Origin of the sequence: Paracoccus aminophilus JCM 7686, assembly GCF_000444995.1 — a bacterium.
Taxonomy (GTDB): domain Bacteria; phylum Pseudomonadota; class Alphaproteobacteria; order Rhodobacterales; family Rhodobacteraceae; genus Paracoccus; species Paracoccus aminophilus.
Genome location: NC_022041.1, coordinates 1,558,369 through 1,583,187, shown reverse-complemented (window position 1 = coordinate 1,583,187; position 24,819 = coordinate 1,558,369). Strand labels below are relative to the sequence as shown.

Sequence of the window (24,819 nt, the reverse complement as noted above, 5' to 3'; positions counted from 1 at the left end):
CATGAGTGAGATGACGAGGCGCGAATGGCTCTTGTCCGATGCCCCGCAGACGCGGCGGCAGGCAAGGCTTGGCGCGCTTTATCAGGGCTGGCTGACGTTTCGCCGCAACAAGCTGGCGATGCTGGGGCTGATCATCCTGATCCTGCTCGTGCTGACGGCCATCTTCGCGCCGCTCCTGTCGCCCTATAGCCCCTATGCGCAAAACCTCGGCGACCGGTTGAAGCCGCCGTCGGCGGCGCATTGGCTGGGCACGGATTCGCTCGGGCGCGACATTCTCTCGCGCCTGATCTGGGGCTCGCGCACGACGCTGTTCATCGTCGGCACCGTGGCGCTGATCGCGCCGATCCTTGGCCTCTTCATCGGCACGGTCGCAGGCTTTGCCGGGGGCTGGGTCGATCAGGTGCTGATGCGCGTGACCGATATTTTCCTCGCCTTCCCGAAGCTTATTCTCGCGCTGGCCTTTGTCGCCGCGATGGGGCCGGGGATCGGCAATGCGGTGCTCGCGCTCGCGCTGACCTCCTGGCCACCTTATGCGCGGCTGGCGCGTGCCGAGACCCTGACGATCCGGCGCGCCGATTTCATCGCCGCCGCACGTCTGCAGGGCGCGGGGCCCTTCCGCCTGCTGATCCGCCACATCTGGCCCCTGTGCATGAGCTCGATGATCGTGCGGGTTGCGCTGGATATGGCGGGGATCATTCTCTCGGCGGCCGGGCTTGGCTTCCTTGGCCTTGGCGCGCAGCCGCCGCTGGCGGAATGGGGCGCGATGATTTCCGACGGGCGCAGCTTCATCATGGATTACTGGTGGGTCGCGGCCATGCCGGGCCTCGCGATCTTCATCGTCAGCCTTGCTTTCAACCTTCTCGGTGATGGCCTGCGCGATGTTCTCGATCCGAAAGGGGCGAAGGAATGAGCGAGCCGCTTCTCAAGGTCCGCAATCTCAAAGTGACCTTCCCGACCCGCACCGGGCTTGTCGATGTCGTGCGCGGGGTCAGCTTTGATCTCGGGCGCGAGCGTTTGGGCGTTGTCGGCGAATCCGGGTCCGGCAAGTCGATGACCGGGCGCTCGGTGCTCGGCCTCATCCGCCCGCCGGGCAAGGTCAGCGCCGACAAAATGGAGCTTGACGGCCAGTCGATCCTGAACCTCAGCCCGCGCGAGATGCGCAAGATCCGGGGCCGCAAGATCTCGATGGTCATGCAGGATCCGAAGTTCAGCCTCAATCCGGTGATGACCATCGGCGCCCAGATCATCGAGGCCTATCGCCAGAGCACCGGCGCCGGGCGCACTGAAGCCAAACGCAAGGCGCTCGATATGCTGGCGGCGGTCCAGATCCGCGATCCCGAGCGGGTTTTCAACGCCTATCCGCATGAGGTTTCGGGCGGCATGGGCCAGCGCATCATGATCGCAATGATGCTCGCGCCCGATCCCGAAATCCTGATCGCGGATGAGCCGACCTCGGCGCTGGATGTCTCGGTCCGGGCGGAAGTCCTGAACATCATGGACCGGCTGGTCCGGGACCGCGGCATGGGGCTGATCTTCATCAGCCATGATCTCAATCTCGTCTCGCAATTCTGCGATCGCGTGCTGATCATGTATGCGGGCCGCGTCGTCGAGACTTTGGCCGCGAAGGATCTGCATCAGGCCCAGCATCCCTATACGCGCGGGTTGCTGAACAGCCTGCCGCGCCTCGATCAGCCGGTCGAGCGGCTGGCCGTCCTTGAGCGTCAGGAGAGCTGGCGCGACGAGGAAATCGAAACCCAATTTCCGGGAGGGCTGTGATGCTCGATGTCCAGAACCTCCATGTCTGGTTCGGCCAGAGCCACAACCGCGTCAACGCGGTCAAAGGCGTCAGCTTCAACGTCCCGCGTGGCGAAAGCTTTGGTCTGGTCGGCGAAAGCGGCTCGGGCAAATCGACGATCCTGCGTGCGATTACCGGGCTGATCGAGACCTGGTCGGGCGATGTCTCGGTCGAGGGCGAAAAGGTGCAGGGCAGCCGCCGCAGCCGCGGCTTTTACAAGAAGGTGCAGATGGTCTTTCAAGACCCCTATGCCAGCCTGCACCCGCGCCATTCGGTCGATGCGGTCCTGTCGGAGACCCTGCGCCTGCAGGGCATGACCGATATCGACGCGCGCATCACCAAGCTGCTTGACGCGGTGGGTTTGGGCAAGGGCTTCCGCTTCCGTTACCCGCACCAGCTGTCGGGCGGGCAGCGCCAGCGCGTCGCGATTGCCCGCGCCTTGGCCGCAGAGCCCGAGCTCTTGCTGCTCGACGAGCCGACCTCGGCGCTGGATGTCTCGGTTCAGGCAGAGATCCTGAACCTCTTGGCCGATCTGCGCCGCGAGCGTGGCCTGACCTATGTCATGGTCAGCCATGACCTCTCGGTCGTCAGCCATATGTGCGACCGGCTGGCGGTGATGCGCGGCGGCGAGATGGTCGAGATCATGGATGTCGCAACCCTGCGCTCGCATCAGGCCGCAAGCGAATATTCGCGCGGCCTGATTCAGGCGAGCCTCGGCTATGAGCGCGCCTCTTAAGCGGCGACGCCGAAGATCTTGCCCACGGCGGCAGTGATGCCAAGGGCGATCGTGCCCCAGACCATGACCCGCAACGCGGCGCGCCCCATCGGCGCGCCGCCGGCTTTTGCACCGATCGCACCAAGGATGCCAAGGGCCACGACGGTCGCCAGCAGGACCGCGATCAGCACATGCTCGATCGGCGCGATGATCGCGGCCAGAAGCGGCACCGCGCCCGCCGTGCTGAAGGTCACGGCCGAGGTCAGCGCGGCTTGCAGCGGATTTGCGGCCGAGGCTTCGGTCAGGCCCAGCTCGTCGCGGATATGGGCACCAAGCGCGTCATGTTCGCTGACTTCGCGCGCAGCTTGCAACGCGGTCGCGGGCGTCATGCCGCGTTCCTCGTAGATCGCCGCGAGCTCGTGCAGCTCATCCTCGGGCATGTCGCGCAAAGCCTGTCGTTCGCGCTCGATATCGGCGCGCTCGGTGTCGGATTGCGAATGGACAGAGACATATTCCCCCGCCGCCATCGACATCGCGCCTGCGGTCAGACCGGCCACCCCGGCGATCAGAATGGCGCGGGGGCTCGGCTCTGCGGCGGCGACGCCCATGATGATCGCGCCGGTCGAGACGATCCCGTCATTCGCACCCAGAACCGCGGCGCGCAGCCAGCCCAGACGGCCGACATAATGGGGATCATCGGGATGGGCGCTCGGGTCGGGCAGATGATGTGGTCGGTTCATCGGAACCCCCTTTCTTTCGTCGCGGCGGAGAATAGTCCTCTGCCTGAGAAAGAACAGGGGGTTAGCCGATTTTTCGTCTAGGCCGCGCTGAGGCGGCGGGTTTGGATCTGGCGATAGACGAAGGCCGCGATGAAGATCAGCGTGAGCAGCAGCACAATTGTCGCAGCAGGCGAGGAATCGAGCCAGAAGCTCGCCCAGACCCCAATGAGCGAGGCCGAGACCGCGACCACCACCGCCATGACCAGCATCCGGCCAAGGCTGCGCGTGATCAGGAAGGCGATGGCGCCGGGGGCGATCAGCAGCGCGACAGAGAGGATGATGCCGACGGCGCTCAGCATCGAGACGACCGTGAGCGAGAGCATGGTCAAGAGCCTGTAATGGAGCAGCGTGACCGGCAACCCCGCAACCCGCGCCTGCACCGGATCAAAGCTCAACAGCGCGAAGTCCCGCCATTTCGCCAAAAGCGCCAGCACGACCACCGCCGAAATCACGGCCGACAGCGCCAGATCCTGCGGCCCGACCCCCAGCATATTGCCAAAGAGGATATGGTCGAGATGGATCGACGAGCGGACCTGCGTGTAAAGCACGACCCCCAGACCGAACATGCCCGACATGACGACGCCCAGCACCGTATCCTGTTTGACGCGGCTGTTTGTCTGCAAGAACCCGGTCGCCAGCGAACAGATCATGCCCGCGACGAAAGCGCCCAGAAGCAGCGGCGCGCCGATCATATAGGCGATGACCACGCCCGGCAGGATCGCATGGCTGACCGCGTCTCCCATCAAGGACCAGCCCTTGAGGACGAGATAACAGGACATCAGCCCCGCCGGGATCGAGATGGTGATCCCGATCAGCGCCGCATCGCGCATGAAGGGGAAGGAGAAGGGAAGGGTGAGCCAGTCCATCACAGCGCCTCCCGCAAAGCGGCGCGCGCGCGGCGGCGTGCGGCGAGAATGCCGTGTTTGGGCGCAAAGACGAAGGCCAGCAGGAAGAGAACCGTCTGCATGACGACAATCACACCTCCGGTCGCGCCATCGAGGAAGAAGGAGATATAAGCGCCCAGCCCCGAGGTGATCGCGCCAATCGCAACCGAGGTCAGGATCAGCCGAGGGAAGCGGTCGCAAAGGAGATAGGCCGTCGCTCCCGGTGTCACGACCAGCGCGATGACCAGAAAGGCGCCGACGGTTTGCATGGCGGCAACCGTGCAGGCGGCCAGCAAGGTGAAGAAGAGAACGCGCAAAGCCGTCGGGTTCAGGCCGATGGTGCGCGCATGGGTCTCGTCAAAGAACACCACCATGAGATCGCGCCATTTCGCCGTCAGGATCGCCAGCGACACGACGCCGATGATGACCAGCTGCAAGGTATCTCCGGGCGAGATCGCAAGAATATTGCCCATGGTGATCGTCTGGATCGAGACCGCCATCGGGTTGAGCGAGATCATGAACAACCCGAGCCCGAAGAAGCCGGTAAAAATCAGCCCGATCACCGCATCTTCCTTAAGCCCGGTGCGCGCGTTCAGAAACTGCATGGCGAGCGCCGCCAGCCCGCCCGACAGAAACGCGCCGAGCGCGAAGGGCAGGCCGAGCATATAGGCGCCCGCGACGCCCGGCACGATCGAATGGCTCAGCGCATCGCCGATCAGCGACCAGCCCTTGAGCATCAGATAAGCCGAGAGAAAGGCACAAACCGCGCCGACCAGGGCCGAGACCCAGATCGCATTGGTCATATATTGATATTCAAAGGGGATGAGCAGCGTCTCAAGCATGATCCGGGCTCTCGCGCTTTGTCGTGTTGGCTGCCGGGCCGAGCTCGGTCTGGGGCTTGTGCTCATCGTCGTAAAAGATCAGCGGGCGCTCATCATCGGACAGAACCGTCAGCTTGCGCGGGTCGTCGTCGTCATGAAGGTTCTGCCCGCCCAAGACGAAATGGCGCAAGACGCCGCCAAAGGCCAAGCGCAGATTGTCGGGCGTGAAGACTTCGGAGGTCGGGCCAGAGGCCAGAACCGTGCCCTTGACCAGCACAACCCGGTCGCAGAATTCTGGCACAGAGCCGAGATCATGGGTCGAAACCAGCATCACCCGGCCCTCGTCGCGCATCTCGCGCAGCAGGTCGATGATCGCGGTTTCGGTTTTCACATCGACGCCGGTGAAGGGCTCATCGAGCAAGATGACCTGACCGCCCTGCGCGAGCGAACGGGCCAGAAAGACCCGCTTTTTCTGCCCGCCCGAGAGCTCGCCGATCTGGCGCTTGCGAAACTCGCTCATACCGACGCGGGCGAGCGCATCGCTGACCGCCTCATGGTCGATGCGGCGGGGGTGGCGGAAAAAGCCCATCTGGCCATAGCGGCCCATCATCACCACATCTTCGACCAGGACCGGAAAGCTCCAATCCACCTCTTCGGATTGCGGGACATAGGCGATGAGGTTTTTCTTCTGCGCCTCGGGCACCGACATACCAAGGACGGAAACGCTCCCGCGCGCCGCCGGAACAAATCCCATCAAGGCCTTGAAAAGCGTCGATTTCCCAGCCCCGTTCACACCGACCAAAGCGGTGATCGAGCCGCGCGGCACCTCGAAGCTCGCGTCCCGAAGTGCGGTATGGCCGTTGCGATAGGTGACGGTCAGATCGCGGGCGAGGATGCCCTGAGCCGCATCATCAGTTCGCGTCATGATCGCCGCCTTTCAGCCCCGAGACGATGGTCTCTGAGGTCACGCGCAGCAGATCGAGATAGGTCGGGACCGGGCCATCGGGCTCGGAGAGGCTGTCGACGTAAAGGACGCCGCCGTATTGCGCGCCGGTCTCGGAGGCGATCTGCTTGGCCGGGCGGTCCGAGATCGTGCTTTCCGAGAAGATCACCGGGATCTTGTGCTCGCGCATCAGATCGACGACGCGGCGAACTTGCTGGGGCGTGCCCTGCGCATCGGCATTGACCGGCCAGAGGTAAAGCTCATTCAGGCCGAAATCCCGCGCCAGATAGCTGAACGCGCCTTCCGAGGTCACGAGCCAGCGGTCGTCCTCAGGCAAGGCGCGGGCGGCCTCACGCAAGGGATCGATCGTGGCCGAGATCTTGGCCTTATAGGCGAGGGCATTCGCGGCATAGGCCTCGGCGTTTTCGGGATCCGCCGCCGCCATCGCCTTGGCGATATTGTCGACATAGAGCAGCGCGCTTTCCAGCGACATCCAGGCATGGGGGTTCGGTTTGCCATCATAGGCACCGCCGCCAATCTGGATCGGCGCGAGCCCGTCGCTCAGCGTGGCCGAGGGCACGTCGCCCAGATTGGCGAGAAATTTCTCGAACCAGGCCTCGAGCCCCAGCCCGTTCCACAAGATCAGATCCGCGCCGCGCGCCTGCACCAGATCGCTCGGCGTCGGCTCGTAAGTGTGGATCTCGGCGCCGGGTTTGGTGATCGAGACGACCTCGGCATGATCCCCCCCGACGTTTTGCGCCATATCCGCGATCACGGTGAAGGTGGTCACGACTTTCAGCTCTTTGGCGAAGGCGGACAGGGGGAGGCAGGCTCCCAGCGCAAGGACGAGGGCGGTCAGCGAAGTCTTGAAGGCAGGCATGGTCCATCTCGGTTTGGCGAAAGTTGCCGGAAGCATCTGCGAATGATTCTCAACTGTCAAGCCAGTTGCAATCTCCTCTCAACTGAGGCAAAGACGAGCCATGACGATTGACGACCGAGCCTTAGCTTTTGAAACCGCGCTGCGCCGTGCCGGTGTGCGCATCACCCGCCAGCGGGCGGCGCTTTTGCGCGTTCTGGCGGCCACCCATGACCATCCCGATGCGACCATGCTGCATGCCCGCGCCAACGAGGCCGGGGCAGGCGTCTCGCTTGCGACAGTTTACCGCACGCTCTCCGAGCTCGAATCGCAGGGGATGATCAACAAAGTCGAATTCGAGGGCGAGCCCGCGCGGTTCGAGCTCGCCGATCAGCGCCACCACGACCATATGATTGATGTCGATACCGGCGAGGTCATGGAATTCTTCAACGACCGCATCGAAAAGCTTCAGGCCGAGATCGCGGCGGAAATGGGCTATGAGATCGTACGCCACCGGCTCGATCTCTATGTCAGGAAGCTTTCGTGAGCCTGACGGTCTTTGACAAGATCATCTCGGACCGGGGATCGCGCTATGCGGTTTCGGGCGGTCCGGCCAAGACGCGCGCCGAGGTCGAGGCGCTGCTGCGCGAGCTGTGCAGCAACAAGCGTTTCGCCAAGGCCACCCATCACTCATGGGCGGCGATCCTTGGCGGTGAACAGGTCAAGGATGATGACGGCGAAAGCGGCGCAGGCGCGCTGATTTTGCAGATGATCGAGCGCGCCGGTCTGGCCGATCACGTCATCATCGTCACGCGTTGGTATGGCGGCAAACATCTGGGCGGCGACCGCTTCCGCCATGTTGCGGATGCGGTGCGCCATTATCTTGCCCAGCTCTGACCCGGGCTTTGACCGGAGCCGCGTTCAGCGACTGAGGCTCAGCACATTCATCGTCGATTCGAGATAGGGCTGGGGCAAGACGATCCGCGCCTGTTTCGGGCTTAGGATCTCGAGGATACCGACATCGGGAAAGCTGCTGCGCGCCGCGGGATCGGGGATCGTCGCGGGCATCTCGGCATAGCTTGGCGGCGTGTCGCCCCGGATATAATCGACGCCGAGATAGAGGATGCGGTCGCCGTCGCGGTGAAGCGTGCCGCGCGTCAGCTGCGAGCCCGAAAGCTTCTCAAAGGCAAGCGCATTGCCATCCGCCGTGATCCGGCAGCGAAAGGGCGGATAGACCACAGCCGGGGCAATGCCGCCGAGCTTGGTCATATTGCATTGCCAGTCCCCGGCCAGCGCGGCCAGCGCCGCGTCATCGGCGGGCAGCGGCGCGCCGCGCAAAGCCGAAGTCACCACCCCAAGCGTGGCACTGTCGGCGCTTTGCAGCACCTGACGCAGGGCCGACCCATAAACTTCGAGCAGATTTTCCTCTGAGAGCCGCGCGACATCCTCGGCGCGGATCGCAGTGCCATCGGGCAGGGTTTCGTTCTGGCGCGCCTCGGTCGCCAGTGCGGGATCAATCAGGGACAAAACCGCCACTGTGGCCGCGGGGATGATACCGCCCACCCATACTCGAAACATGATTATACCTTTTTTGTCGTCAGTCCTCGCGACCTAGCGCATGCGCTTGCAGGAGTTCCAGCGGCACGATCTCAAGAGCGCGTGAGTGGGTCGATTCGAGCACAACTTTCGGCGCGGCGAATTCCTGCGCGGCCTGCAGGAACCGCGAGGCACATAGGCACCAGCGCTGCCCGGCGCGCAGGCCCGGAAAGCCGAATTCTGGGCGCGGGGTCGACAGATCATTGCCGAGATATTTCGACATCGCCAGAAACTCATCGGTCAGCACGACGCAGACCGTATGGCTGCCGCGGTCCTCGGGCCCGGTGTTGCAGCAGCCATCGCGGTAAAACCCGGTCAGCGGATTGCTCGAGCAGGGCGATAGCGCGCCCCCGAGAACATTGAGCGATTGATCCATGATCCGTCCTTTCACGCAGCCCGGCGAAGAATTGGACGTAGCATGAAGCTATTTGAAGCGATCCGCCAGTGCCCTGAGCTTGTCGGCAATGCCGGAAGGGGGGGCATCGGGGGCTGGAGCGGGCGGCGTCTCGACCGGACGTGCCCCTGCGGTTTCAGGCGCGGCCTTCGGGGATTTCGCAGGTTTTGCCGCTGAGTCTGGCACGGTGCCAGAGTTCCGGGCGGGTGCGGTGCGCCCGGCAATCGCGTTCAAAAAGCGGGCATCGGCGCCATCGGCCAGATCAGGCGCCCCATCCGAGATCCCGCGCAGCATATCCTCGACCATCTCGGTTTCGGCCTTCGCAAAATCGGCAAGCACATAGGCCGCCACCCGGTCCTTGTGGCCGGGATGGCCGATTCCGATGCGGACGCGGCGATAGGTCTCACCGATATGCTGATGGATCGAGCGCAGCCCATTATGCCCGGCATGACCGCCGGCGGTTTTCAGCCGCACCTTGCCCGGCGGCAGATCAAGCTCGTCGTGCAAGATGATGACCTCGGCGGGCTCAAGCTTGAGATACCGCATCGCCTCGCCGACGGATTGCCCCGAAAGATTCATAAAAGTCGAGGGTTTGAGCAAGACAACCCGCTCTCTCCCCAACCGGCCCTCGGCGGTCTCGCCCTGAAAACGCGCGCGCCATGGCGAAAAACCGTGGTCGGATGCGATCCGATCCAGCGCCATGAAGCCGATATTATGGCGGTTTCCGGCATATTTCGTGCCCGGATTGCCCAAACCTGCGATGAGTAGCATTGTTCACCTTCCTCGTGATGACTAGATAACGCTCTAGTCCGGAAGGGGCAATTTTTATCGGTCTCTTGCCCTTGCCGCCGGGCATTACTAAGACTCTGTCAAGCTTTCGCGTTTACAGAGGCTTGGTTCGGAGGCTCTTCTGCGCTTTTATGGCAGTTGGGCTGAAGCAGGCAGGGACCACAGGCAGGGAAATACATGCAAGATCCGGCTGAGTTTTATATGAATAACCTTGTTCCCATGGTGGTCGAACAGACCAGCCGCGGGGAACGCGCCTATGACATCTTCTCGCGCCTGCTGAAAGAGCGGATCATTTTCGTCTCGGGCCCGGTCCATGACGGGATGGCGACACTGATCTCGGCACAGCTTCTGTTCCTTGAGGCGGAAAATCCGACCAAGGACATCAGCATGTATATCAACAGCCCCGGCGGTGTCGTGACCGCGGGCCTGTCGATCTATGACACGATGCAATATATTCGTCCGCGCGTTTCGACCCTGGTGGTGGGGCAGGCGGCCTCGATGGGCTCGTTGCTGCTCTGCGCTGGTCAAAAGGGCATGCGCTATTCGCTGCCCAACAGCCGCGTCATGGTCCACCAGCCCTCGGGCGGGTTCCAGGGGCAGGCCACCGACATCCTGATCCACGCGCAGGAAACGCAGAAACTCAAGCGTCGCCTGAACGAGATCTATGTCGAACACACCGGCCGCACCTTGGCAGAGGTTGAGGAAGCGCTTGAACGCGACCGTTTCATGTCGCCGGAAGAGGCGCAGGAATGGGGCCTGATCGACGAGGTCATGCGCCCGCGCGGCAAGGCCGACCCGAACACCTGACCCCCGACTTAGATCGAACGGTTAGGTGAGTTTTGCTTTTGGGGATTGTGACGGTTGGTCGCGATCCCTAACATGATAAAAAAGGACCGGAGCAGTGTGAGCTGCTCTGGCACGGCGCGAGCCGAAAGCGCGGAGAGGCCCGCGCCTTTGGTCCAGGAGCAAGGAACTGAACGATGGCCAACCAGCCCGGCGGCGACAGCAAGAATACGCTCTATTGCAGCTTTTGCGGCAAGAGCCAGCACGAAGTCCGCAAACTCATCGCCGGCCCGACGGTGTTCATCTGCGACGAATGCGTCGAGCTTTGCATGGATATCATCCGCGAGGAGACCAAGTCTTCCGCGCTGAAATCCGGAGATGGGGTGCCCACCCCGCGCGAGATCTGTGCGGTCCTTGACGATTATGTGATCGGCCAGGAACATGCCAAACGCGTGCTCTCGGTGGCGGTGCACAACCACTACAAGCGCCTGAACAACAGCTCGAAAAACGATATCGAGCTCGCGAAGTCGAACATCCTGCTGATTGGCCCGACCGGGACCGGCAAGACGCTGCTCGCGCAGACCTTGGCCAGAATCCTCGACGTGCCCTTCACCATGGCCGATGCGACCACGCTGACGGAAGCCGGCTATGTCGGCGAGGATGTCGAAAACATCATCCTGAAGCTGCTGCAGGCGTCGGAATATAACGTCGAGCGCGCGCAACGCGGCATCGTCTATATCGACGAGGTCGACAAGATCACGCGCAAATCGGACAATCCCTCGATCACCCGCGACGTGTCGGGCGAAGGCGTGCAGCAAGCGCTTTTGAAGATTATGGAGGGCACGGTTGCCAGCGTTCCGCCGCAAGGGGGCCGCAAGCATCCGCAGCAAGAGTTCCTGCAGGTCGATACGACGAATATCCTCTTCATCTGCGGCGGCGCTTTTGCCGGGCTCGACCGGATCATCGCGCAGCGCAACAAGGGCACGGCGATCGGTTTCGGCGCTTCGGTCAAGGAAAATGACGACCGCGGTGTGGGCGAGCTCTTCAAACAGCTTGAGCCCGAAGATCTGCTCAAATTCGGTCTGATCCCGGAATTCGTCGGCCGTCTGCCGGTGATCGCGACGCTTGGCGATCTCGATGAGGAAGCGCTGATCATCATCCTGACCCAGCCCAAGAATGCGCTGGTCAAGCAATATCAGCGTCTCTTCGACATCGAGAATGTGAAGCTGACCTTCACCGATGACGCTCTGACCGCAATTGCCCGCCGCGCCATCAAGCGCAAGACCGGCGCGCGCGGTCTGCGCTCTATCATGGAGGACATCCTGCTCGACACGATGTTCGACCTGCCGGGCATGGACAGCGTCAGCGAGGTCGTGGTGAATGAAGAGGCGGTCGACAATGCTTCGGCCAAACCGCTTCTGATCCACGCTGAACCGAAAAAAGAACAAACCGCGTCGGCAAGCTAAGCCAGGTGGGGTTTTCAGGGCCGCAGCGCTTCCCGCGCTGCGGCTTTTGCGTCTCAGCCCGCACGGGCGAACGCTCTGCTTTCCGCCGCGCTGACAAGACCTCTGGACCTGCGCGCCGGGATTTGCCATACCCGGGACAACTTCTGAGAAAGGCCCGAACATGTCCTTTATCTCCCGCTCGATTTCACAGGTCTTGACGTGGTGGAACGGCCAGACGCTGAACACGCGCGTCTGGACTGCGCTTTATGGCGAAAAAGTTGGCGAGGATGATCAGGGCAACATCTTCTACCAATCGGGTGGCGGCAAGCGCCGGTGGGTCATTTATAACGGCGAATCCGAAGCGAGCCGGGTCGATACCGAATGGCACGGCTGGCTGCATTTCACCTTTGACCAGCCGCCGACCCGCGATCCGCTGCGCCGGAAAAGCTGGGAAAAACCGCATAAGCCGAACGAGACTGGCACGGGAGAAGCTTATCGCCCGGCAGGCTCGCTCTATAATGCCGAGCCCGCGGCCCGGCGTGACTACGATGCGTGGCAGCCGGAATAGACCATGACCAGCACGGCGGAACGGGCCGAGTTTTGGGTGGGCGCGGCTGTTCTTGCCGTTGCGGTGGCTTTTCTGGGCTGGTCGGCTTCGGGCGGCAAGCTCTTTGGCACGCATTTTGGCGCAACCTATGACCTTCGCGCGGCTTTTCCTAATGTTGACGGCATTGATACCGGCACGGATGTCCGCATCGGCGGCGTCAAGGTTGGTCGGGTCAGCGCGGTGCGGCTTAATCCGACAACCTTCCAGGCGGAAGCCACGCTTTCGGTGCCAAGCGAGTTCAAGCTGCCGATTGATACGGCGGCGCTGATCCAGTCGAATGGCCTTCTCGGCGGTGCTTATATTGAGCTGCAACCGGGCGGAGCGACCGAAAACCTGGCGCCCGGCGATGAGATCGAGGATGTGCAGGGCGCTGTCAGCCTGATCTCTCTGATGATGAAATTTGTCGACAGCCAGTCCGGTCCCAAAAAGTCCGATGAGACCTCGACCGAGAAAGGAGCGCAGCCGTGACTCGTTGGCTGATCGCGCCCATTTTGGCGCTGACGCTCTCCTTGCCCGCATTTGCGCAAGATAATGCGGATGACGTGCCTGCCCCGGACGAGGAATATCAGGATCCCGCGCTTTTGCCGGTTCCAGCCGAACCTTCGGCAGCCGAACGGGAAGCGGCGGCCAAGGCGCAGATCGGTGGCGCGCGCACGCAACGCGCGGCGGGAGCCAGCCTGCGTGGTCTCGACAAGATTACCGGCAAGACCCAGGATATCGACCTTGCGAATGGCGAATCCTTCCAGCTCGGGCGACTTCAGGTTCGCCTCGCTGAATGCCGCAACCCGCAGGCCGACCCAAGCTCGGATGCCTTTGCCGAGCTGACCATTTTGGACGAGAACACCAATAAGACGGTGTTTTCGGGCTGGATGATCGCCTCATCCCCGGCGCTTTCGGCGCTGGATGATGCGCGTTACGATGTCTGGGTGATGTCGTGCAAAAGCAGCTGAGCTGTCGGTAGAACGCAGCTTTCCAAGGGCAACGGCTGACGCGGAAGCGCGGCACCTAGCATTCGTCGGTAGACCATTCGCGCAACCTCACGCCCGCCCATCGAGGCGAGATGCGGGGTCAGATATTGCGTATCAAAGAGCGTGAAACCCGCATGGCGCAGCAGCCAATCCGACCAGAGCAGCGCCATCCGTGAGCCGCTGGTTTGGGTGGAAAACATGCTTTCGCCGAAAAACGCCCCGCCCAGCACCACGCCATAGATGCCGCCAGCAAGCTCGCCGTTGCGCAAAACCTCCAGCGCATAGGCATGGCCCTGATCGTAAAGCTCGCGGTAGAGCCGTTTCAGCGGCGCATTGATCCAGGTTTCCTCGCGCGCGGCGCAGTTCACGATGACGGCGTCGAAATCGGGGGCGTGGCGCGCAGACCAGTTTCCCGTCCTCAGATCGCGGCGCAGCGAGCGCGCGGCATGGACCTCGCCGAGCGGCAGGATTCCACGCGGATCGGGGTTGAACCAATAGAGCCGGTCCTCTCCACTTGAGGCGGCCATAGGAAAAACACCCCGCGCATAGGCGGACAAAAGGTCAGAAGCCGTCAGCATTGCCTCTCCGGCGGGCCGGTGCGCAGAAGAAGGCCCGGCCGCGTGAGCGGACCGGGCCTTTGGGGATCAGCTATTGCTCTGCTGGCGCGCCAGCCATTTCTCGAGCCAATGGATCGAGTAGTTCCCGGCGCGGATATCGGGATCCTCGACCAAAGCGGTGAACAGAGGAACCGTCGTATCGACGCCGTCGATGATCAACTCGCCAAGCGCGCGCGACAGGCGGGCCAGCGCCTCGGGCCGGTCACGGCCATGCACGATCAGCTTGCCGATCAGGCTGTCGTAATAGGGCGGGATTCGATAGCCGTCATAGATCGCGGAATCGATGCGCACGCCCAGACCGCCCGGTGCGTGATACTGGGTGATCGTGCCCGGCGAGGGCGTAAAATTCGGCAGCTTTTCCGCATTCAGACGCACCTCGATCGCGTGGCCGCCGATCTTGAGCTCGTTTTGCTGAAACTCCATCGGATAGCCCGCTGCGACGAGGATCTGCTGACGCACGAGATCAACATCGAAGATCGCTTCGGTGACCGGATGCTCGACCTGAAGGCGGGTGTTCATTTCGATGAAATAGAATTCGCCGTCTTCAAAGAGGAATTCGATCGTGCCCGCGCCCGCATATTGGATCTCCGCGCAGGCATCGGCGCAGATCTTGCCGATCCGGGCCCGCTCTTCGGCGGTGATGACCGGACCCGGCGCCTCTTCGAGCACCTTCTGGTGGCGACGCTGCAGCGAGCAATCGCGTTCGCCCAGATGGACGGCGCGGCCCTTGCCGTCGCCGAAGACCTGGATCTCGATATGACGCGGCTTTTGCAGGTATTTCTCGATATAGACATCGGGATTGCCGAAAGCCGCTTTGGCTTCGGTCCGCGCCGTGCGGAAGGCGACCTCGAGCCCTTCGGGGCCTTCGGCGACCTTCATGCCGCGGCCACCGCCGCCAGCGGTAGCTTTGATGATGACCGGATAGCCGATTTCGGCCGCGACGCGCAGCGCGTCCTCGACAGAATCGACGCCGCCTTCCGAGCCCGGAACGCAAGGCACGCCAAGCGCCTTCATGGTCTCTTTGGCGGTGATCTTGTCACCCATGATGCGGATATGCTCAGAGCGCGGACCGATGAAGGTCAGGCCGTGATCTTCGAGCATCTGCGCGAAATGGGCGTTCTCGGACAGGAAGCCATAGCCCGGGTGAACCGCCTGCGCGCCGGTGATTTCGCAGGCCGAGATGATCGCGGGCATCGAGAGATAGCTGTCCGGCGAGGGCGGCGGGCCGATGCAGACGGATTCATCGGCCATACGCACATGCATGGCATCGGCATCGGCGGTCGAATGGACCGCGACCGAGGCGATGCCCATTTCCCGGCAGGCTCGGATCACGCGCAGCGCGATCTCACCCCGGTTGGCAATCAGGATCTTGTCAAACATCTGGGATCACTCGACCACCATCAGGGGCGTGCCGAATTCGACCGGCGTGCCATCATCGACGAGAATGCGGCGGACCGTGCCCGATTTCGGCGCCGGAATGTGGTTCATCGTCTTCATGGCCTCGATGATCAGCAGCGTATCGCCTTCCTTGACCTGCTGGCCGATGGCGACGAAGGGCGTCGCGCCGGGCTCGGCGGCAAGATAGACGGTCCCGACCATCGGCGAAGGCACGGCGCCCGGCAGCGAGGCCGGATCGGCGCTGGCCGCGGGGGCAGCCGGAGCGGCGGCGCTGGCGGCGGCCGGGGCAAATTGCGGGGCTGCCGATACCGGGGCGGCCTGAACCAGAACCTGCTTGGCCTGTTTCGACAGGGTCACGGTCAGGCGGTCGTTTTCGCCGTATTCACGCTTCACCGAAAGCTCGGTCAACTCACTGCGATTCAGAAGCTCGGCCAGAGACTGGATGAAGGACACATCGCCCTCGTGCGAGCCGCGGGTGTCGTTTTGTTCGTGATCTTTGCTCATGCGATCCTCTGCCAATATCCAAAGAGCCGCGTTCTGAGCGCGCGGCGGTTTGCTGCCTTATAGACCCTAAGACGGACTGAGGAAAAGGCATTACCTTATTTGAGTTGTTTCCAACGCCGGTGAATCCACAACCATTGTTCCATATGCAGGCGGATCAGCGCCTCAAGATCGTCATTGAGGCTTTGCATCATCTGGCCGGGCTCGCCATGCGGAACCGGCTCGCCGACGAGAACGCGAAAGCTCAGACCGTCGGCTTGGCGGATCGCCGAGATCGGGACGATCAAGGCATCATAACGGATCGCCAGCTCGGCCGGGGTCTGGACGGTTTTCGTGGGCAGGCCGAAAAAGCTCAGTTCGACGCCGTGGCGGTCATATTGGTCAAACCCCAGCGCGAGCCAGCCGCCGCCCTTGAGAAAGCGCAGCATTGCGGCAAGACCCGAGCGCCCACGCGGGAAAAGCGGCTCGGCAATCGCCTGCATCGCGGGGATGTAATGCTCGTTGAAGGCCTCGTTGTTCATCGGGCGATAGAGCGCCCCGACCGGCCAGCCCTTGGCGTGAAGCGCCGCGCGGAAAGCATCGTAATTGGCGAAATGAGCGCAGGCGAGAATGACCGGGCGGCCGCTGCGCGCGGCCTCTTCCAGCGCGGGCAGGCCGGGGCCGTAGAGCGGGTCCGATTGCTCAATCCGGCGGGTGAACTCCTTGCCGGAATAGATCTCGCCAATCGCGCGCCCGGCGTTGTTGGGCACGGCGCGGGTCAGGCGCTTGACCTCGCTCGCGTCAAGATCCGGGCGCGCCATGGCCAGATTGACCCGGATCCGCTTGCGCCAGCCCGCCAGCGGGCCGAGCACATGGGAAAAGATCCAGCCGACGGTCGGGATGCGCTTTTCATAGGGGAGCGGCCTGACCAGCTTCATCAGCCCCAGAAAGGCGGCATTGGCCAGCCGATCGGCCAGCGGCGGTTTCTCTTCGGGATCGGTCTGATCGGTGCTCATGCGCCCTTCTTCATGGCCTCTGCCTCCTTTGTCCAGACATAGATCCCGGCAGAGACCACGACAGTCGCGCCAATCACCGTCCAGAGATCCGGCAGATTACCCCAGAACAGCCAGCCCCAAACCCCGGCCCAGACGAGCCCGGTATAGCCGAAGGGCGCAACCGCAGCCGCCTCGGCCATGGAAAAGGCGCGAATCAGCAGTGCCTGCGCCACGGTGCCGAAGAGGCCGAGAAGCAGGAAGGCCCAGATGTCCGCGCTCTGGATCGGTTGCCAGAAAAACGGCACCACCGCCGAGGTGACGACGGTGCCAAGCGTCGCGGTCCACAGAATCGAGGTCGCGGTCGAATCCGCCCGGGCAAGCCGCGTCAGGATCGCGCCCGCCGCATAGCTGAAGGCGCCCAGAAGCGGCAGGATCGCGGCAGGCTGAAAGACGCCCGAGCCCGGCCGGATGATGATCATCGCCCCGATCAGCGCGACAATGATCCCGGCGATGCGGCGCGGGCCGATGCGCTCGCCCAGAAAAAGCGCCGCGCCAAGCGTGATCAGCACCGGGTTGCAATCCATGATCGCGGTCGCCTCGGCCAGCCCGATATAGGCCAGCGAGGTGAAGAAGAACCCGACCGAGCCAAGCTGGGTGATTGCGCGCAGCACCTGCACCTTGGGCACATTCGAGCGCATGACCTGTCCGAACCGCGGCCCGATGAACAGCATGACAATGGCGAAATTGGTGATGAAGCGCGCCCAGACGATCTGGACCGGATCATAACGCGAGGCGAGATATTTCGCCGTCGCATCCATCAAGGTGAAGGTGAAGATCGAGATCAGCAGCAGGATGATCCCCTGTGTCTGCATCGATCGGCGATTCTCCGCTCCGGTCAGAGTGCCAAGACCGAAGAGCGACTTCGCGCGCGCGACCGCAGACATGAGAACGTCCCTTTACTGTATTTGTTACAAAGAGCGCCGGGCCATTGTTGGCACCGGCGCTCTTCTTTGATTTCAAATCATTGCAGCAGAAATCTGCGGCAACTGCAAGGCTTAGGCCAGAAGCGCTTTCGCGCGTTCGGTGACGGCTTCGGCCGTGATGCCGAACTCTTTGTAGAGCGTCGGCGCGGGGGCCGAGGCGCCAAAGCCGGTCATGCCGACGAAGGCCGAAGTCTTCTCCGAGCCGCGCTCGCCGAGCAGCAGCCAATCCCAGGGCATGCGGACCGCGGCTTCAATCGCGATGCGCACGGTCTTGCCCGGCAGAACCTCGGCGCGATAGCTTTCGGGCTGGTCGCGGAAAAGCTCCATCGAGGGGACCGAGACGACACGGGTCGGGATGCCTTGGGCTTCCAGAGCTTCGCGGGCATTGACCGCAATCTCGACTTCCGAGCCGGTGGCCATCAAGATGACCTTGGCTTCTGCGCTGGCCTCGCGCAGCACATAGGCGCCGCGTGCGGTCAGGTTTTCCTCGGTATGGGTGGTGCGCAACGTCGGCAGGTTCTGGCGCGACAGAGCGAGGACCGAGGGGGTCTCTTCGGTATCGAGCGCCAGATCCCAGGCCTCGGCGGTCTCGATCACGTCGCAGGGCCGGAAGACCCAGGTGTTCGGCGTCGCGCGCAACATGGCCAGATGCTCGACCGGCTGGTGGGTCGGGCCGTCTTCGCCAAGGCCGATCGAATCATGAGTCATGACATAGATGACCGGAATGCCCATCAGCGCCGACAGACGCATCGCACCGCGCGCGTAATCGGTGAAGGACATGAAGGTGCCGCCATAGGGGCGCAGCCCGCCATGGAGGTAGATGCCGTTCATCGCCGCCGCCATGCCGTGTTCACGGATGCCGTAGTTGACATAGCGACCCTTGCGGTTGGCGGGCGAAAAGACCTCCATCCCCTTGGTCTTGGTGTTGTTCGAGCCGGTGAGATCGGCCGAGCCGCCGATGGTCTCGGGCAGTTCGGTGTTGATGATCTCAAGCACCATTTCGCTGGCCTTGCGGGTCGCGACTTTGGGCTGGGCTTCGCTGCTCTGCGCCTTGAGCGCGTTCAGTGCCGGGGCGAGCTTCTCGCTGATCTCACCCGAGATGCGGCGGGCGAATTCGTCACGGGCCGGGCCGTTCAGCGCATCGACGCGGGCATTCCAGGCCGCACGGGCCTCGGCGCCACGCGCGCCAATCGCGCGCCAGTCGGCGGCAACATCTTCCGGGATCACGAAGGGCGCATAGTCCCAGCCGAAAGCGGCGCGGGCTGCGGCAATTTCCTCGGCCCCGAGCGGCGAGCCATGCGCGCCCGACGTGTCCTGTTTCTTCGGCGCGCCAAAACCGATGATGGTTTTGCAATCGACGAGCACCGGACGGTCATCCTTGCCCGAGGCGGCATCGGTCAGCGCGCGGTCGATGTCGGCGGCATTATGGCCGTCACAGGCCAGAACGCGCCAGCCCGAGGCCTCGAAACGCTCGTGCTGATTGGTCGAATCCGAGATCGAGACGCGGCCGTCGATGGTGATGTCGTTGTTGTCCCAAAGAACGATCAGGTTCTTCAGCTTGAGGTTGCCTGCAAGCGCAATCGCCTCCTGGCTGATGCCTTCCATCAGACAGCCGTCCCCGGCGATGACCCAGGTCTTGTGGGTGCAAAGCTCTTCGCCGAACTGGGCGCGCATCGCTTCTTCCGCGATGGCCATGCCGACCGAGGTGGCAATGCCTTGACCGAGCGGGCCGGTCGTCGTCTCGACGCCTTCCGCATGGCCGTATTCCGGATGGCCCGCAGTGATCGAGCCCCATTGGCGGAAATTCTTGATCTGCTCGATGCTCATCTGCTCGTAGCCGGTCAGATGCAGCAAGGCATAGATCAACATCGAGCCATGGCCCGCCGAGAGCACGAAGCGGTCGCGGTCGAACCAGTTCGGCGCCGAGGCATCGAATTTCAGGTGATTGCGGAACAGAACCGTCGCGACATCCGCCATGCCCATCGGCATCCCCGGGTGACCGGAATTGGCGGCTTCGACGGCATCCATAGCCAATGCGCGAATGGCAGTAGCAAGGCGCCAGTGCTGGGGGTCAGCCTTGCGGCGTTCGGCGATGTCCATGACGGTCTTCCATGAAAGTTGTGGCGGCGCCCCCCTGATAGGCAGGGCGCTTGCCGGTTGCAACCCAAAGCATCACCTTTCGGGGGGCCGGGTCGGGGGATCTTGATGGGGAATCCGGGGGATTTCCACGGCATCCACGTCTGTTTGCGCAGGCGGTTCCGGGACGCCATCGGCTGCGGGTCTCGGCTGGGCCAAAGGATGGTGGTTGAGCACCAGATCCTTCATGCGCTCATCCAGAACATGGGTATAGATCTCGGTCGTGCCGAGATCGGCATGTCCAAGCAGGGTCTGGATCGCGCGCAGATCGGCGCCGCCTTCCAGCAGATGGGTGGCGAAAGCGTGGCGGATGACATGGGGCGACACCCGGGTCGGGTCGATCCCGGCCTCGAGCGCGATCTGGCCGATCAGCGCGTGAAAGGCTTGCCGCGTCATATGGCCCTCGGCGGTGGGCGCGGGAAAGAGCCAGCGCGCGCCCTTGCCATCAATCAGCTTGGCCAGCGGGCTTTCGGCGGGCGCGTGATCGCGCAATGCCAGCCAATCGACCAGAGCGCGCCGGGCAGGTGGGCTTAGCGGCACGATCCGCTCTTTGCCGCCCTTGCCGCGGATCAGAAGCAGTTCGGGATTACCGCGACAGGCCGCGACCGGCAGGCTGACAAGCTCGCTGACGCGCATTCCGGTTGCGTAAAGCATCTCGAACAGGGTGAGATTGCGCAGCCGCTCGCTCGGAGAGCGGCCGACCCGAGTGACAGCATCGAGCATCCGCCCGACCTCATCGCGATCAACCGTGCGCGGCAGGCGTTTGGCGCGACCCGGGCCCGCAATGCGCACCGCCGGATCATCTTCGCGCCAGCCCTCGGATTGGGCAAAGCGGGTGATCTGGCGGATCGCCGAAAGACGCCGCGCCCGGGTTGCGCGCGACAGGCCCTGCGCATCGCAAAAGGCCAGATAATCCTCGATCTGGTCGCGGGAAACGCTGGCAAGGCTGGCGTCATGTCCAGCCAGCCAACCAACGAAATCCTTGAGATCGCGGCCATAGGCCAAAAGCGTATTGCGCGCGGCTCCGGCTTCGGCGGCCTGCGCATCGAGAAAGGCCGAGATCTGGCGAAAATCGGAGGCCGCCGGGGCAGAAGCGGGGCTCATGATGCGAAACTCACGGCTTGAAGCTCATGGCGTCGGACGCGCGATCCGGGGCGCGAGCATCAGCTCGATTGCGGCTTGGCGCGCGATATCGGGCTGACCGAGCACGCGCAGCACCCGCAATCCCCGTGCGGCGCGCGCACTGTCGCCTTCGGCGCCCGCATCGACATCGGCAATCGCGGCCAACAGCGCCTCGCCCTTGCGGTTCGCGGCAATCAGGCCCGCCGCGGTCTCGTCCTCGCCCTGAGCGGGCGTGCCGGTAAAGGCCGAGACGAGGTTCTGGCTTTGGCTGTCGCTGTCGGCGGGCAGGGGCGCGGCTTTGCCCTTGGCAAAATCGACGAGCCAGCGGTCGAAATCCGAGGCTTCGGTGGGCAGATGCTCGATGGTCTGGGCCTGATCGGCGCCAAGCGCGAGCCAGGCGGCAATCACCCCCGCCTGACCCGAGGGCGCGAGCACGGCGGTTTCGGCCCCGACCATATCGGCCAAGGAATAGAACAGCCCGGCCTGACGCATCGCCTCGAAAGCGGTCGGCAGAGCGGTGGCAAGCTTGGCGCTGTCGCGCTCGGCCAGCGCGGCCTCCAGCGCCTGAACCGCCTTGGCCCGATCCCAGACCCCGCCCGAGGCAGCGGGTTTTTGCAGCACATAGATCTCGCGCAGCTGCGAGGCAGGGATTGCGCCCGCCCGCGCCAGCCGCTCGGCTGCGTCAAGCTGGGCCTTCCAGCCGCCATTGTCGTCGAGATCGGAGAGGGCAAAGGCCAGCGGCAGGCTGGCAGAGGGCAGGGGTTGGCCGATGGCTTCAAACAGCCGATAGGTCAGCGGCGTGACCGTCTTCGGCACCTGCAAGATTTCATTGGTGTCGGAAAAGCCGTCATCGAGATAAGAGGCCAGAAGCTGCGAGGTCTCGGGGTCCATCTCGCCCAAGGTCACCGCACCGTAATGGACCAGCGAGGCCGCCGCCCAATCGCCGCCAAGCGCGAGGCAGAAGATCCGCGCCTGAAAGCTGGGCGCAATGCCGGGCGTCGCATCCATCGTATCGCAGGCGCGGCCTTCGTCGCCCGACAGAAGCGCGATGTCGAACAGCCTGCGAAAGCGCTGCGGATCGCCGGGGCCAGCCGCATTGAGCAGCTCCTGCGCCGCGCCGGTCGCCCCCATATCGAGCAATTTGTCGACGCGGGCGAGGTAAAGCGCACCCTCTTGCGATTTGTCGGTCAGCATCGGCGGGTCAAGCCGCGCCGCCAGAACCCGACGCAGCAGACGGCGCAAGGCTGGCAAATGGGGATTTTGCGCCCGCACCAATTGCGCGAGCGTGCCCGCGTCGGTTTCGCCCCAAAGATCGGCCGGCAGGCCCGCCGCGCGCGCCGAAACCGTGCCCCGGATATCGGGGTTGCCTTCGCCAAGCCGGGTCACGCCGACCGGCTCAACCGAGCCCGATTTCGCCAGATCCGAGCGCGATTTCTTCGCGGCATCCTTGGGTTTGGCGTCGCCCGGGCGCCAGCCCGATTGGCGCTGAGGCTCTTGCACGGTGCCAGACAGCCAGTCGCTCGCCGACAAAGGCGGACGTGCGGCCAGCTCCAGCGGCAAAAGCGCCAGCGTCGTGGCGATCAGCCAGACTTTCGGGTCAATCGAGGTCATGCGCATCCGGTTGGGTGTTGTCGCTGGCCGGAGCGGCGGGCGCGGGGGCCGGGGTCTCTGCCTCAGGGGCGGGTGCCGCAGCCGGAGTGACAGCCGCAGGTGTGTCGGTGGCGGGGCTGCCGAGATCAAGCTCGACCGGGACGCGCATCTCCTTGGGATCTGCCTTCATATCGCCGACATAGGCGTAGCCCGTCAGCCCGGCCACAGCCAGCACCACAAGCACAACGATCAATCCAAGCAGCCGCATCACAGGTCCTTCGCCTCACTTCGTGTTTTTCTTGTCCGGTTCTACGCCGGTCGGTGTGGAATATATATGGCATTCCGGTAAAGATCACGCCATTCAGTCGCAGCATCGTCAGAAAAGGCAAAGGACCGGAAATGCGCCGCAATATCGTGCTGATCGGAATGATGGGAGCGGGCAAGACCGCCGTCGGAACCGATCTGGCCAAAAGATTGCAGGTTCCCTTCATCGACACCGATGCCGAGATCGAGCGCGCCGCGACCATGTCGATCACCGAGATCTTCGCCCGCGACGGCGAAGCCTTCTTTCGCGCGCGCGAATCGGAGGTGCTGTCGCGGATGCTCTCGGGACGGCCCAGCATCATCTCGACCGGCGGCGGCGCCTTCATCCAGCCGCAGAACCGCGAGTTGATCCGGGGCAAGGGAATTTCGATCTGGCTTGACTGCGACCTCGAAACCCTCTGGCACCGCGTCAAGCTGCGCCCGACGCGTCCGCTTTTGTTGACTGCCGATCCCAAAGGCACGCTCGAACGCCTTCTGGCCGAGCGCCGCCCGGTCTATGCCGAGGCCGATCTGACTGTGACCGCGCAGCGCCCCGATACCGTCGAGCAGACCTCGATGCGGGTGATCGAGGCGATCCGCGCGGCCTTCCCCGAAGTTCTGGAGAAAAAATGACTGCCACCACGGTTCAGGGCGATCAGGCTCATCGCGATCAGGTTCAAGCCGATCAGGTTAACGTCGATCTGGGCGATCGCAGCTATGATGTCGCCATCGGACGCGGGTTGATCGGGGATGCTGGCACGCGCATTACCGCGCTTTTCGGTCGCCGCCGCGCCGCCATCGTCACCGATGAAACCGTGGCCGGGCTTCATCTTGCCCGGTTGCAGGCTGCGCTCGCCGCTTCGGGGATCGAGGCCGAGGCGCTGATCCTGCCCGCGGGCGAGGCCACGAAACGCTGGGACAAACTTGGCGAAACCGTCGAATGGCTGATCTCGCAAAAGATCGAGCGCAAGGATCTGGTCATCGCCTTCGGCGGCGGTGTGATCGGCGATCTCGCGGGCTTTGCTGCGGCGATCCTGCGGCGCGGTGTGCGCTTCGTGCAGATCCCGACGACGCTTCTCGCGCAGGTCGACAGCTCGGTTGGCGGCAAGACCGGGATCAACAGCCCGCAGGGCAAGAACCTGATCGGCGCCTTTCACCAACCCTCGCTGGTGCTCGCCGATATCGACGTCCTCGACACGCTGACCCCGCGCGATTTCCGCGCAGGCTATGGCGAGGTCGCGAAATACGGGCTTCTGGGCGACGAGCGTTTCTTCGAATGGCTCGAAGCCAATGCGACTGAACTGGCCGCAGACCCGGTGCGCCGCGCCGAGGCGGTGCGGCATTCGGTCGCGATGAAGGCGGGGATCGTCCAGCGTGATGAGACCGAGCAGGGCGAGCGCGCGCTTTTGAACCTCGGCCATACGTTCGGCCACGCGCTTGAGGCGGCGACGGGCTATTCCGACCGGCTGCTGCATGGCGAAGGTGTGGCGATCGGCTGCGTGCTGGCCTTTGATCTTTCGGCCCGGCAAGGGCTTTGCGCGCAAGAGGCGCCGTCGCGGGTTGCGGCGCATTTTGCGAAAATGGGCCTGCCGACGCGGATTGCCGATATCGCCGGGGCTCTGCCCGATGACGAGGGGCTGATCGCGCTGATGGCGCAGGACAAGAAGGTCGAGGCCGGCAAGCTGCGCTTCATTCTGGCCCATGGCATTGGTCAGGCCTTTGTCACCGATGCGGTCGATCCAAGCCAGCTGCGCGCGGTTCTGGCGCAATCGCGGGCTTAAGCCGCTTAGAGAGAGAAACAAAAAAGGGGCCGAGAGGCC

General features: G+C 63.5%; 29 protein-coding genes. 12 read left to right on the top strand and 17 right to left on the bottom strand.

Translation table 11 applies throughout. The features are described from left to right. The first annotated feature begins 1 nt into the window (after window position 1). Genes nikC through JCM7686_RS07900 form a run of 3 tightly spaced genes read left to right on the top strand, consistent with a single transcriptional unit; the run spans window position 2 to window position 2,531 of the window. Window positions 2–910 (top strand): nickel transporter permease, encoded by a 909-nt coding sequence (nikC, locus tag JCM7686_RS07910; RefSeq protein WP_020950332.1) that lies wholly within the window; start codon window positions 2–4, stop codon window positions 908–910. Next, a complete protein-coding gene (locus JCM7686_RS07905) occupies window positions 907–1,776 on the top strand; it encodes an ABC transporter ATP-binding protein (protein WP_020950331.1) in 870 nt (289 codons plus the stop codon). Before nikC ends, JCM7686_RS07905 begins: the two co-directional genes overlap by 4 nt. Continuing rightward, entirely contained in the window at window positions 1,776–2,531 is a 756-nt protein-coding gene (locus JCM7686_RS07900; RefSeq protein WP_020950330.1) for an ABC transporter ATP-binding protein, read from the top strand. Before JCM7686_RS07905 ends, JCM7686_RS07900 begins: the two co-directional genes overlap by 1 nt. Here JCM7686_RS07900 and JCM7686_RS07895 read toward each other — a convergent pair. From JCM7686_RS07895 to JCM7686_RS07875, 5 genes are all read right to left on the bottom strand, one after another. Beyond that, on the bottom strand, window positions 2,528–3,250 hold the full coding sequence (locus JCM7686_RS07895; RefSeq protein WP_020950329.1) for a VIT1/CCC1 transporter family protein: 723 nt from the start codon (window positions 3,248–3,250) through the stop codon (window positions 2,528–2,530). The two genes, JCM7686_RS07900 and JCM7686_RS07895, sit on opposite strands and share 4 nt — an antisense overlap. 77 nt (window positions 3,251–3,327) lie before the next feature. Next, window positions 3,328–4,155, bottom strand: coding sequence for a metal ABC transporter permease (locus JCM7686_RS07890; protein ID WP_020950328.1), 828 nt, complete (start codon window positions 4,153–4,155; stop codon window positions 3,328–3,330). After that, a complete protein-coding gene (locus tag JCM7686_RS07885) occupies window positions 4,155–5,015 on the bottom strand; it encodes a metal ABC transporter permease (protein ID WP_041527211.1) in 861 nt (286 codons plus the stop codon). The genes JCM7686_RS07890 and JCM7686_RS07885 overlap by 1 nt, the downstream gene beginning before the upstream one ends. After that, a complete protein-coding gene (locus JCM7686_RS07880; protein ID WP_020950326.1) occupies window positions 5,008–5,919 on the bottom strand; it encodes a manganese/iron ABC transporter ATP-binding protein in 912 nt (303 codons plus the stop codon). The genes JCM7686_RS07885 and JCM7686_RS07880 overlap by 8 nt, the downstream gene beginning before the upstream one ends. Beyond that, entirely contained in the window at window positions 5,906–6,817 is a 912-nt protein-coding gene (locus JCM7686_RS07875) for a metal ABC transporter substrate-binding protein (protein ID WP_041527719.1), read from the bottom strand. The genes JCM7686_RS07880 and JCM7686_RS07875 overlap by 14 nt, the downstream gene beginning before the upstream one ends. A gap of 100 nt (window positions 6,818–6,917) precedes the next feature. On the opposite strand from JCM7686_RS07875, the gene JCM7686_RS07870 reads away from it, so the two are divergent. Together JCM7686_RS07870 and JCM7686_RS07865 are read left to right on the top strand one after the other, a co-directional pair. Next, a complete protein-coding gene (locus tag JCM7686_RS07870; RefSeq protein ID WP_020950324.1) occupies window positions 6,918–7,340 on the top strand; it encodes a Fur family transcriptional regulator in 423 nt (140 codons plus the stop codon). Next, on the top strand, window positions 7,337–7,690 hold the full coding sequence (locus tag JCM7686_RS07865) for a YigZ family protein (RefSeq protein ID WP_020950323.1): 354 nt from the start codon (window positions 7,337–7,339) through the stop codon (window positions 7,688–7,690). The genes JCM7686_RS07870 and JCM7686_RS07865 overlap by 4 nt, the downstream gene beginning before the upstream one ends. Before the next feature lie 24 nt (window positions 7,691–7,714). On the opposite strand, the gene JCM7686_RS23385 is transcribed toward JCM7686_RS07865, so the two are convergent. The 3 genes from JCM7686_RS23385 to pth are packed head-to-tail and all read right to left on the bottom strand — an operon-like array spanning window position 7,715 to window position 9,554. After that, the gene (locus JCM7686_RS23385; protein ID WP_020950322.1) at window positions 7,715–8,371 is read right to left on the bottom strand and encodes a DUF4893 domain-containing protein; all 657 of its coding nucleotides are present in this window, start codon (window positions 8,369–8,371) and stop codon (window positions 7,715–7,717) included. A 19-nt stretch (window positions 8,372–8,390) separates the two neighbouring features. Beyond that, window positions 8,391–8,765 carry a DUF2237 family protein gene (locus tag JCM7686_RS07855; RefSeq protein WP_020950321.1) on the bottom strand — a complete coding sequence of 125 codons (375 nt, stop codon included), beginning with the start codon at window positions 8,763–8,765 and terminating at the stop codon, window positions 8,391–8,393. 48 nt (window positions 8,766–8,813) lie between these two features. Further along, on the bottom strand, window positions 8,814–9,554 hold the full coding sequence (gene pth / locus JCM7686_RS07850; protein ID WP_020950320.1) for an aminoacyl-tRNA hydrolase: 741 nt from the start codon (window positions 9,552–9,554) through the stop codon (window positions 8,814–8,816). 195 nt (window positions 9,555–9,749) lie between these two features. On the opposite strand from pth, the gene JCM7686_RS07845 reads away from it, so the two are divergent. The 5 genes from JCM7686_RS07845 to JCM7686_RS07825 all read left to right on the top strand — a co-directional run bounded on the left by JCM7686_RS07845 (window position 9,750) and on the right by JCM7686_RS07825 (window position 13,357). Beyond that, complete coding sequence (locus JCM7686_RS07845) at window positions 9,750–10,379, top strand: ATP-dependent Clp protease proteolytic subunit (protein ID WP_020950319.1); 630 nt, start codon at window positions 9,750–9,752, stop codon at window positions 10,377–10,379. 173 nt (window positions 10,380–10,552) lie between these two features. Continuing rightward, window positions 10,553–11,821: an ATP-dependent Clp protease ATP-binding subunit ClpX gene (gene clpX / locus JCM7686_RS07840; RefSeq protein ID WP_020950318.1), complete on the top strand. Its 1,269-nt coding sequence runs from the start codon at window positions 10,553–10,555 to the stop codon at window positions 11,819–11,821. A 160-nt stretch (window positions 11,822–11,981) separates the two neighbouring features. Continuing rightward, window positions 11,982–12,368 (top strand): NADH:ubiquinone oxidoreductase subunit NDUFA12, encoded by a 387-nt coding sequence (locus JCM7686_RS07835; protein WP_020950317.1) that lies wholly within the window; start codon window positions 11,982–11,984, stop codon window positions 12,366–12,368. A gap of 3 nt (window positions 12,369–12,371) precedes the next feature. Further along, the gene (gene mlaD, locus JCM7686_RS07830; protein ID WP_020950316.1) at window positions 12,372–12,875 is read left to right on the top strand and encodes an outer membrane lipid asymmetry maintenance protein MlaD; all 504 of its coding nucleotides are present in this window, start codon (window positions 12,372–12,374) and stop codon (window positions 12,873–12,875) included. Continuing rightward, window positions 12,872–13,357 (top strand): DUF2155 domain-containing protein, encoded by a 486-nt coding sequence (locus JCM7686_RS07825; protein WP_020950315.1) that lies wholly within the window; start codon window positions 12,872–12,874, stop codon window positions 13,355–13,357. The genes mlaD and JCM7686_RS07825 overlap by 4 nt, the downstream gene beginning before the upstream one ends. On the opposite strand, the gene aat is transcribed toward JCM7686_RS07825, so the two are convergent. The 9 genes from aat to JCM7686_RS07780 form a co-directional block, all read right to left on the bottom strand. After that, window positions 13,321–13,953, bottom strand: coding sequence for a leucyl/phenylalanyl-tRNA--protein transferase (gene aat, locus JCM7686_RS07820; RefSeq protein WP_020950314.1), 633 nt, complete (start codon window positions 13,951–13,953; stop codon window positions 13,321–13,323). The two genes, JCM7686_RS07825 and aat, sit on opposite strands and share 37 nt — an antisense overlap. Window positions 13,954–14,019: 66 nt before the next feature. Further along, entirely contained in the window at window positions 14,020–15,372 is a 1,353-nt protein-coding gene (accC, locus tag JCM7686_RS07815; protein ID WP_020950313.1) for an acetyl-CoA carboxylase biotin carboxylase subunit, read from the bottom strand. Between the two features lie 6 nt (window positions 15,373–15,378). Next, window positions 15,379–15,894 (bottom strand): acetyl-CoA carboxylase biotin carboxyl carrier protein, encoded by a 516-nt coding sequence (accB, locus tag JCM7686_RS07810; protein ID WP_020950312.1) that lies wholly within the window; start codon window positions 15,892–15,894, stop codon window positions 15,379–15,381. A 95-nt stretch (window positions 15,895–15,989) separates the two neighbouring features. Continuing rightward, on the bottom strand, window positions 15,990–16,886 hold the full coding sequence (locus JCM7686_RS07805; RefSeq protein ID WP_020950311.1) for a lysophospholipid acyltransferase family protein: 897 nt from the start codon (window positions 16,884–16,886) through the stop codon (window positions 15,990–15,992). After that, window positions 16,883–17,809, bottom strand: a complete 927-nt coding sequence (locus JCM7686_RS07800) for a DMT family transporter (RefSeq protein ID WP_020950310.1) — start codon at window positions 17,807–17,809, stop codon at window positions 16,883–16,885. The genes JCM7686_RS07805 and JCM7686_RS07800 overlap by 4 nt, the downstream gene beginning before the upstream one ends. Window positions 17,810–17,920: 111 nt before the next feature. Next, the gene (gene tkt, locus JCM7686_RS07795; RefSeq protein WP_020950309.1) at window positions 17,921–19,948 is read right to left on the bottom strand and encodes a transketolase; all 2,028 of its coding nucleotides are present in this window, start codon (window positions 19,946–19,948) and stop codon (window positions 17,921–17,923) included. 72 nt (window positions 19,949–20,020) lie between these two features. After that, window positions 20,021–21,088, bottom strand: a complete 1,068-nt coding sequence (locus tag JCM7686_RS07790) for a tyrosine recombinase (RefSeq protein WP_020950308.1) — start codon at window positions 21,086–21,088, stop codon at window positions 20,021–20,023. Window positions 21,089–21,112: 24 nt separating this feature from the next. Beyond that, window positions 21,113–22,717 (bottom strand): coiled-coil domain-containing protein, encoded by a 1,605-nt coding sequence (locus JCM7686_RS07785; protein ID WP_051201634.1) that lies wholly within the window; start codon window positions 22,715–22,717, stop codon window positions 21,113–21,115. Then, window positions 22,704–22,964 (bottom strand): hypothetical protein, encoded by a 261-nt coding sequence (locus tag JCM7686_RS07780; RefSeq protein WP_020950306.1) that lies wholly within the window; start codon window positions 22,962–22,964, stop codon window positions 22,704–22,706. The genes JCM7686_RS07785 and JCM7686_RS07780 overlap by 14 nt, the downstream gene beginning before the upstream one ends. A gap of 131 nt (window positions 22,965–23,095) precedes the next feature. Here JCM7686_RS07780 and JCM7686_RS07775 point away from each other — a divergent pair, with 131 nt between their 5' ends. After that, window positions 23,096–23,632, top strand: coding sequence for a shikimate kinase (locus tag JCM7686_RS07775; protein ID WP_020950305.1), 537 nt, complete (start codon window positions 23,096–23,098; stop codon window positions 23,630–23,632). Further along, the gene (gene aroB / locus JCM7686_RS07770; protein ID WP_020950304.1) at window positions 23,629–24,780 is read left to right on the top strand and encodes a 3-dehydroquinate synthase; all 1,152 of its coding nucleotides are present in this window, start codon (window positions 23,629–23,631) and stop codon (window positions 24,778–24,780) included. The genes JCM7686_RS07775 and aroB overlap by 4 nt, the downstream gene beginning before the upstream one ends. The last annotated feature ends 39 nt before the right edge of the window (window positions 24,781–24,819 follow it).

Bases quoted from the DNA above. Each gene is read 5' to 3' on its own strand.
- nikC (WP_020950332.1), top strand. From the start codon at position 2: ATGAGTGAGATGACGAGGCGCGAATGGCTCTTGTCCGATGCCCCGCAG.
- JCM7686_RS07905 (WP_020950331.1), top strand. From the start codon at position 907: ATGAGCGAGCCGCTTCTCAAGGTCCGCAATCTCAAAGTGACCTTCCCG.
- JCM7686_RS07900 (WP_020950330.1), top strand. From the start codon at position 1,776: ATGCTCGATGTCCAGAACCTCCATGTCTGGTTCGGCCAGAGCCACAAC.
- JCM7686_RS07895 (WP_020950329.1), bottom strand. From the start codon at position 3,250: ATGAACCGACCACATCATCTGCCCGACCCGAGCGCCCATCCCGATGAT.
- JCM7686_RS07890 (WP_020950328.1), bottom strand. From the start codon at position 4,155: ATGGACTGGCTCACCCTTCCCTTCTCCTTCCCCTTCATGCGCGATGCG.
- JCM7686_RS07885 (WP_041527211.1), bottom strand. From the start codon at position 5,015: ATGCTTGAGACGCTGCTCATCCCCTTTGAATATCAATATATGACCAAT.
- JCM7686_RS07880 (WP_020950326.1), bottom strand. From the start codon at position 5,919: ATGACGCGAACTGATGATGCGGCTCAGGGCATCCTCGCCCGCGATCTG.
- JCM7686_RS07875 (WP_041527719.1), bottom strand. From the start codon at position 6,817: ATGCCTGCCTTCAAGACTTCGCTGACCGCCCTCGTCCTTGCGCTGGGA.
- JCM7686_RS07870 (WP_020950324.1), top strand. From the start codon at position 6,918: ATGACGATTGACGACCGAGCCTTAGCTTTTGAAACCGCGCTGCGCCGT.
- JCM7686_RS23385 (WP_020950322.1), bottom strand. From the start codon at position 8,371: ATGTTTCGAGTATGGGTGGGCGGTATCATCCCCGCGGCCACAGTGGCG.
- JCM7686_RS07855 (WP_020950321.1), bottom strand. From the start codon at position 8,765: ATGGATCAATCGCTCAATGTTCTCGGGGGCGCGCTATCGCCCTGCTCG.
- pth (WP_020950320.1), bottom strand. From the start codon at position 9,554: ATGCTACTCATCGCAGGTTTGGGCAATCCGGGCACGAAATATGCCGGA.
- JCM7686_RS07845 (WP_020950319.1), top strand. From the start codon at position 9,750: ATGCAAGATCCGGCTGAGTTTTATATGAATAACCTTGTTCCCATGGTG.
- clpX (WP_020950318.1), top strand. From the start codon at position 10,553: ATGGCCAACCAGCCCGGCGGCGACAGCAAGAATACGCTCTATTGCAGC.
- JCM7686_RS07835 (WP_020950317.1), top strand. From the start codon at position 11,982: ATGTCCTTTATCTCCCGCTCGATTTCACAGGTCTTGACGTGGTGGAAC.
- mlaD (WP_020950316.1), top strand. From the start codon at position 12,372: ATGACCAGCACGGCGGAACGGGCCGAGTTTTGGGTGGGCGCGGCTGTT.
- aat (WP_020950314.1), bottom strand. From the start codon at position 13,953: ATGCTGACGGCTTCTGACCTTTTGTCCGCCTATGCGCGGGGTGTTTTT.
- accC (WP_020950313.1), bottom strand. From the start codon at position 15,372: ATGTTTGACAAGATCCTGATTGCCAACCGGGGTGAGATCGCGCTGCGC.
- accB (WP_020950312.1), bottom strand. From the start codon at position 15,894: ATGAGCAAAGATCACGAACAAAACGACACCCGCGGCTCGCACGAGGGC.
- JCM7686_RS07805 (WP_020950311.1), bottom strand. From the start codon at position 16,886: ATGAGCACCGATCAGACCGATCCCGAAGAGAAACCGCCGCTGGCCGAT.
- JCM7686_RS07800 (WP_020950310.1), bottom strand. From the start codon at position 17,809: ATGTCTGCGGTCGCGCGCGCGAAGTCGCTCTTCGGTCTTGGCACTCTG.
- tkt (WP_020950309.1), bottom strand. From the start codon at position 19,948: ATGGACATCGCCGAACGCCGCAAGGCTGACCCCCAGCACTGGCGCCTT.
- JCM7686_RS07790 (WP_020950308.1), bottom strand. From the start codon at position 21,088: ATGAGCCCCGCTTCTGCCCCGGCGGCCTCCGATTTTCGCCAGATCTCG.
- JCM7686_RS07785 (WP_051201634.1), bottom strand. From the start codon at position 22,717: ATGACCTCGATTGACCCGAAAGTCTGGCTGATCGCCACGACGCTGGCG.
- JCM7686_RS07780 (WP_020950306.1), bottom strand. From the start codon at position 22,964: ATGCGGCTGCTTGGATTGATCGTTGTGCTTGTGGTGCTGGCTGTGGCC.
- JCM7686_RS07775 (WP_020950305.1), top strand. From the start codon at position 23,096: ATGCGCCGCAATATCGTGCTGATCGGAATGATGGGAGCGGGCAAGACC.
- aroB (WP_020950304.1), top strand. From the start codon at position 23,629: ATGACTGCCACCACGGTTCAGGGCGATCAGGCTCATCGCGATCAGGTT.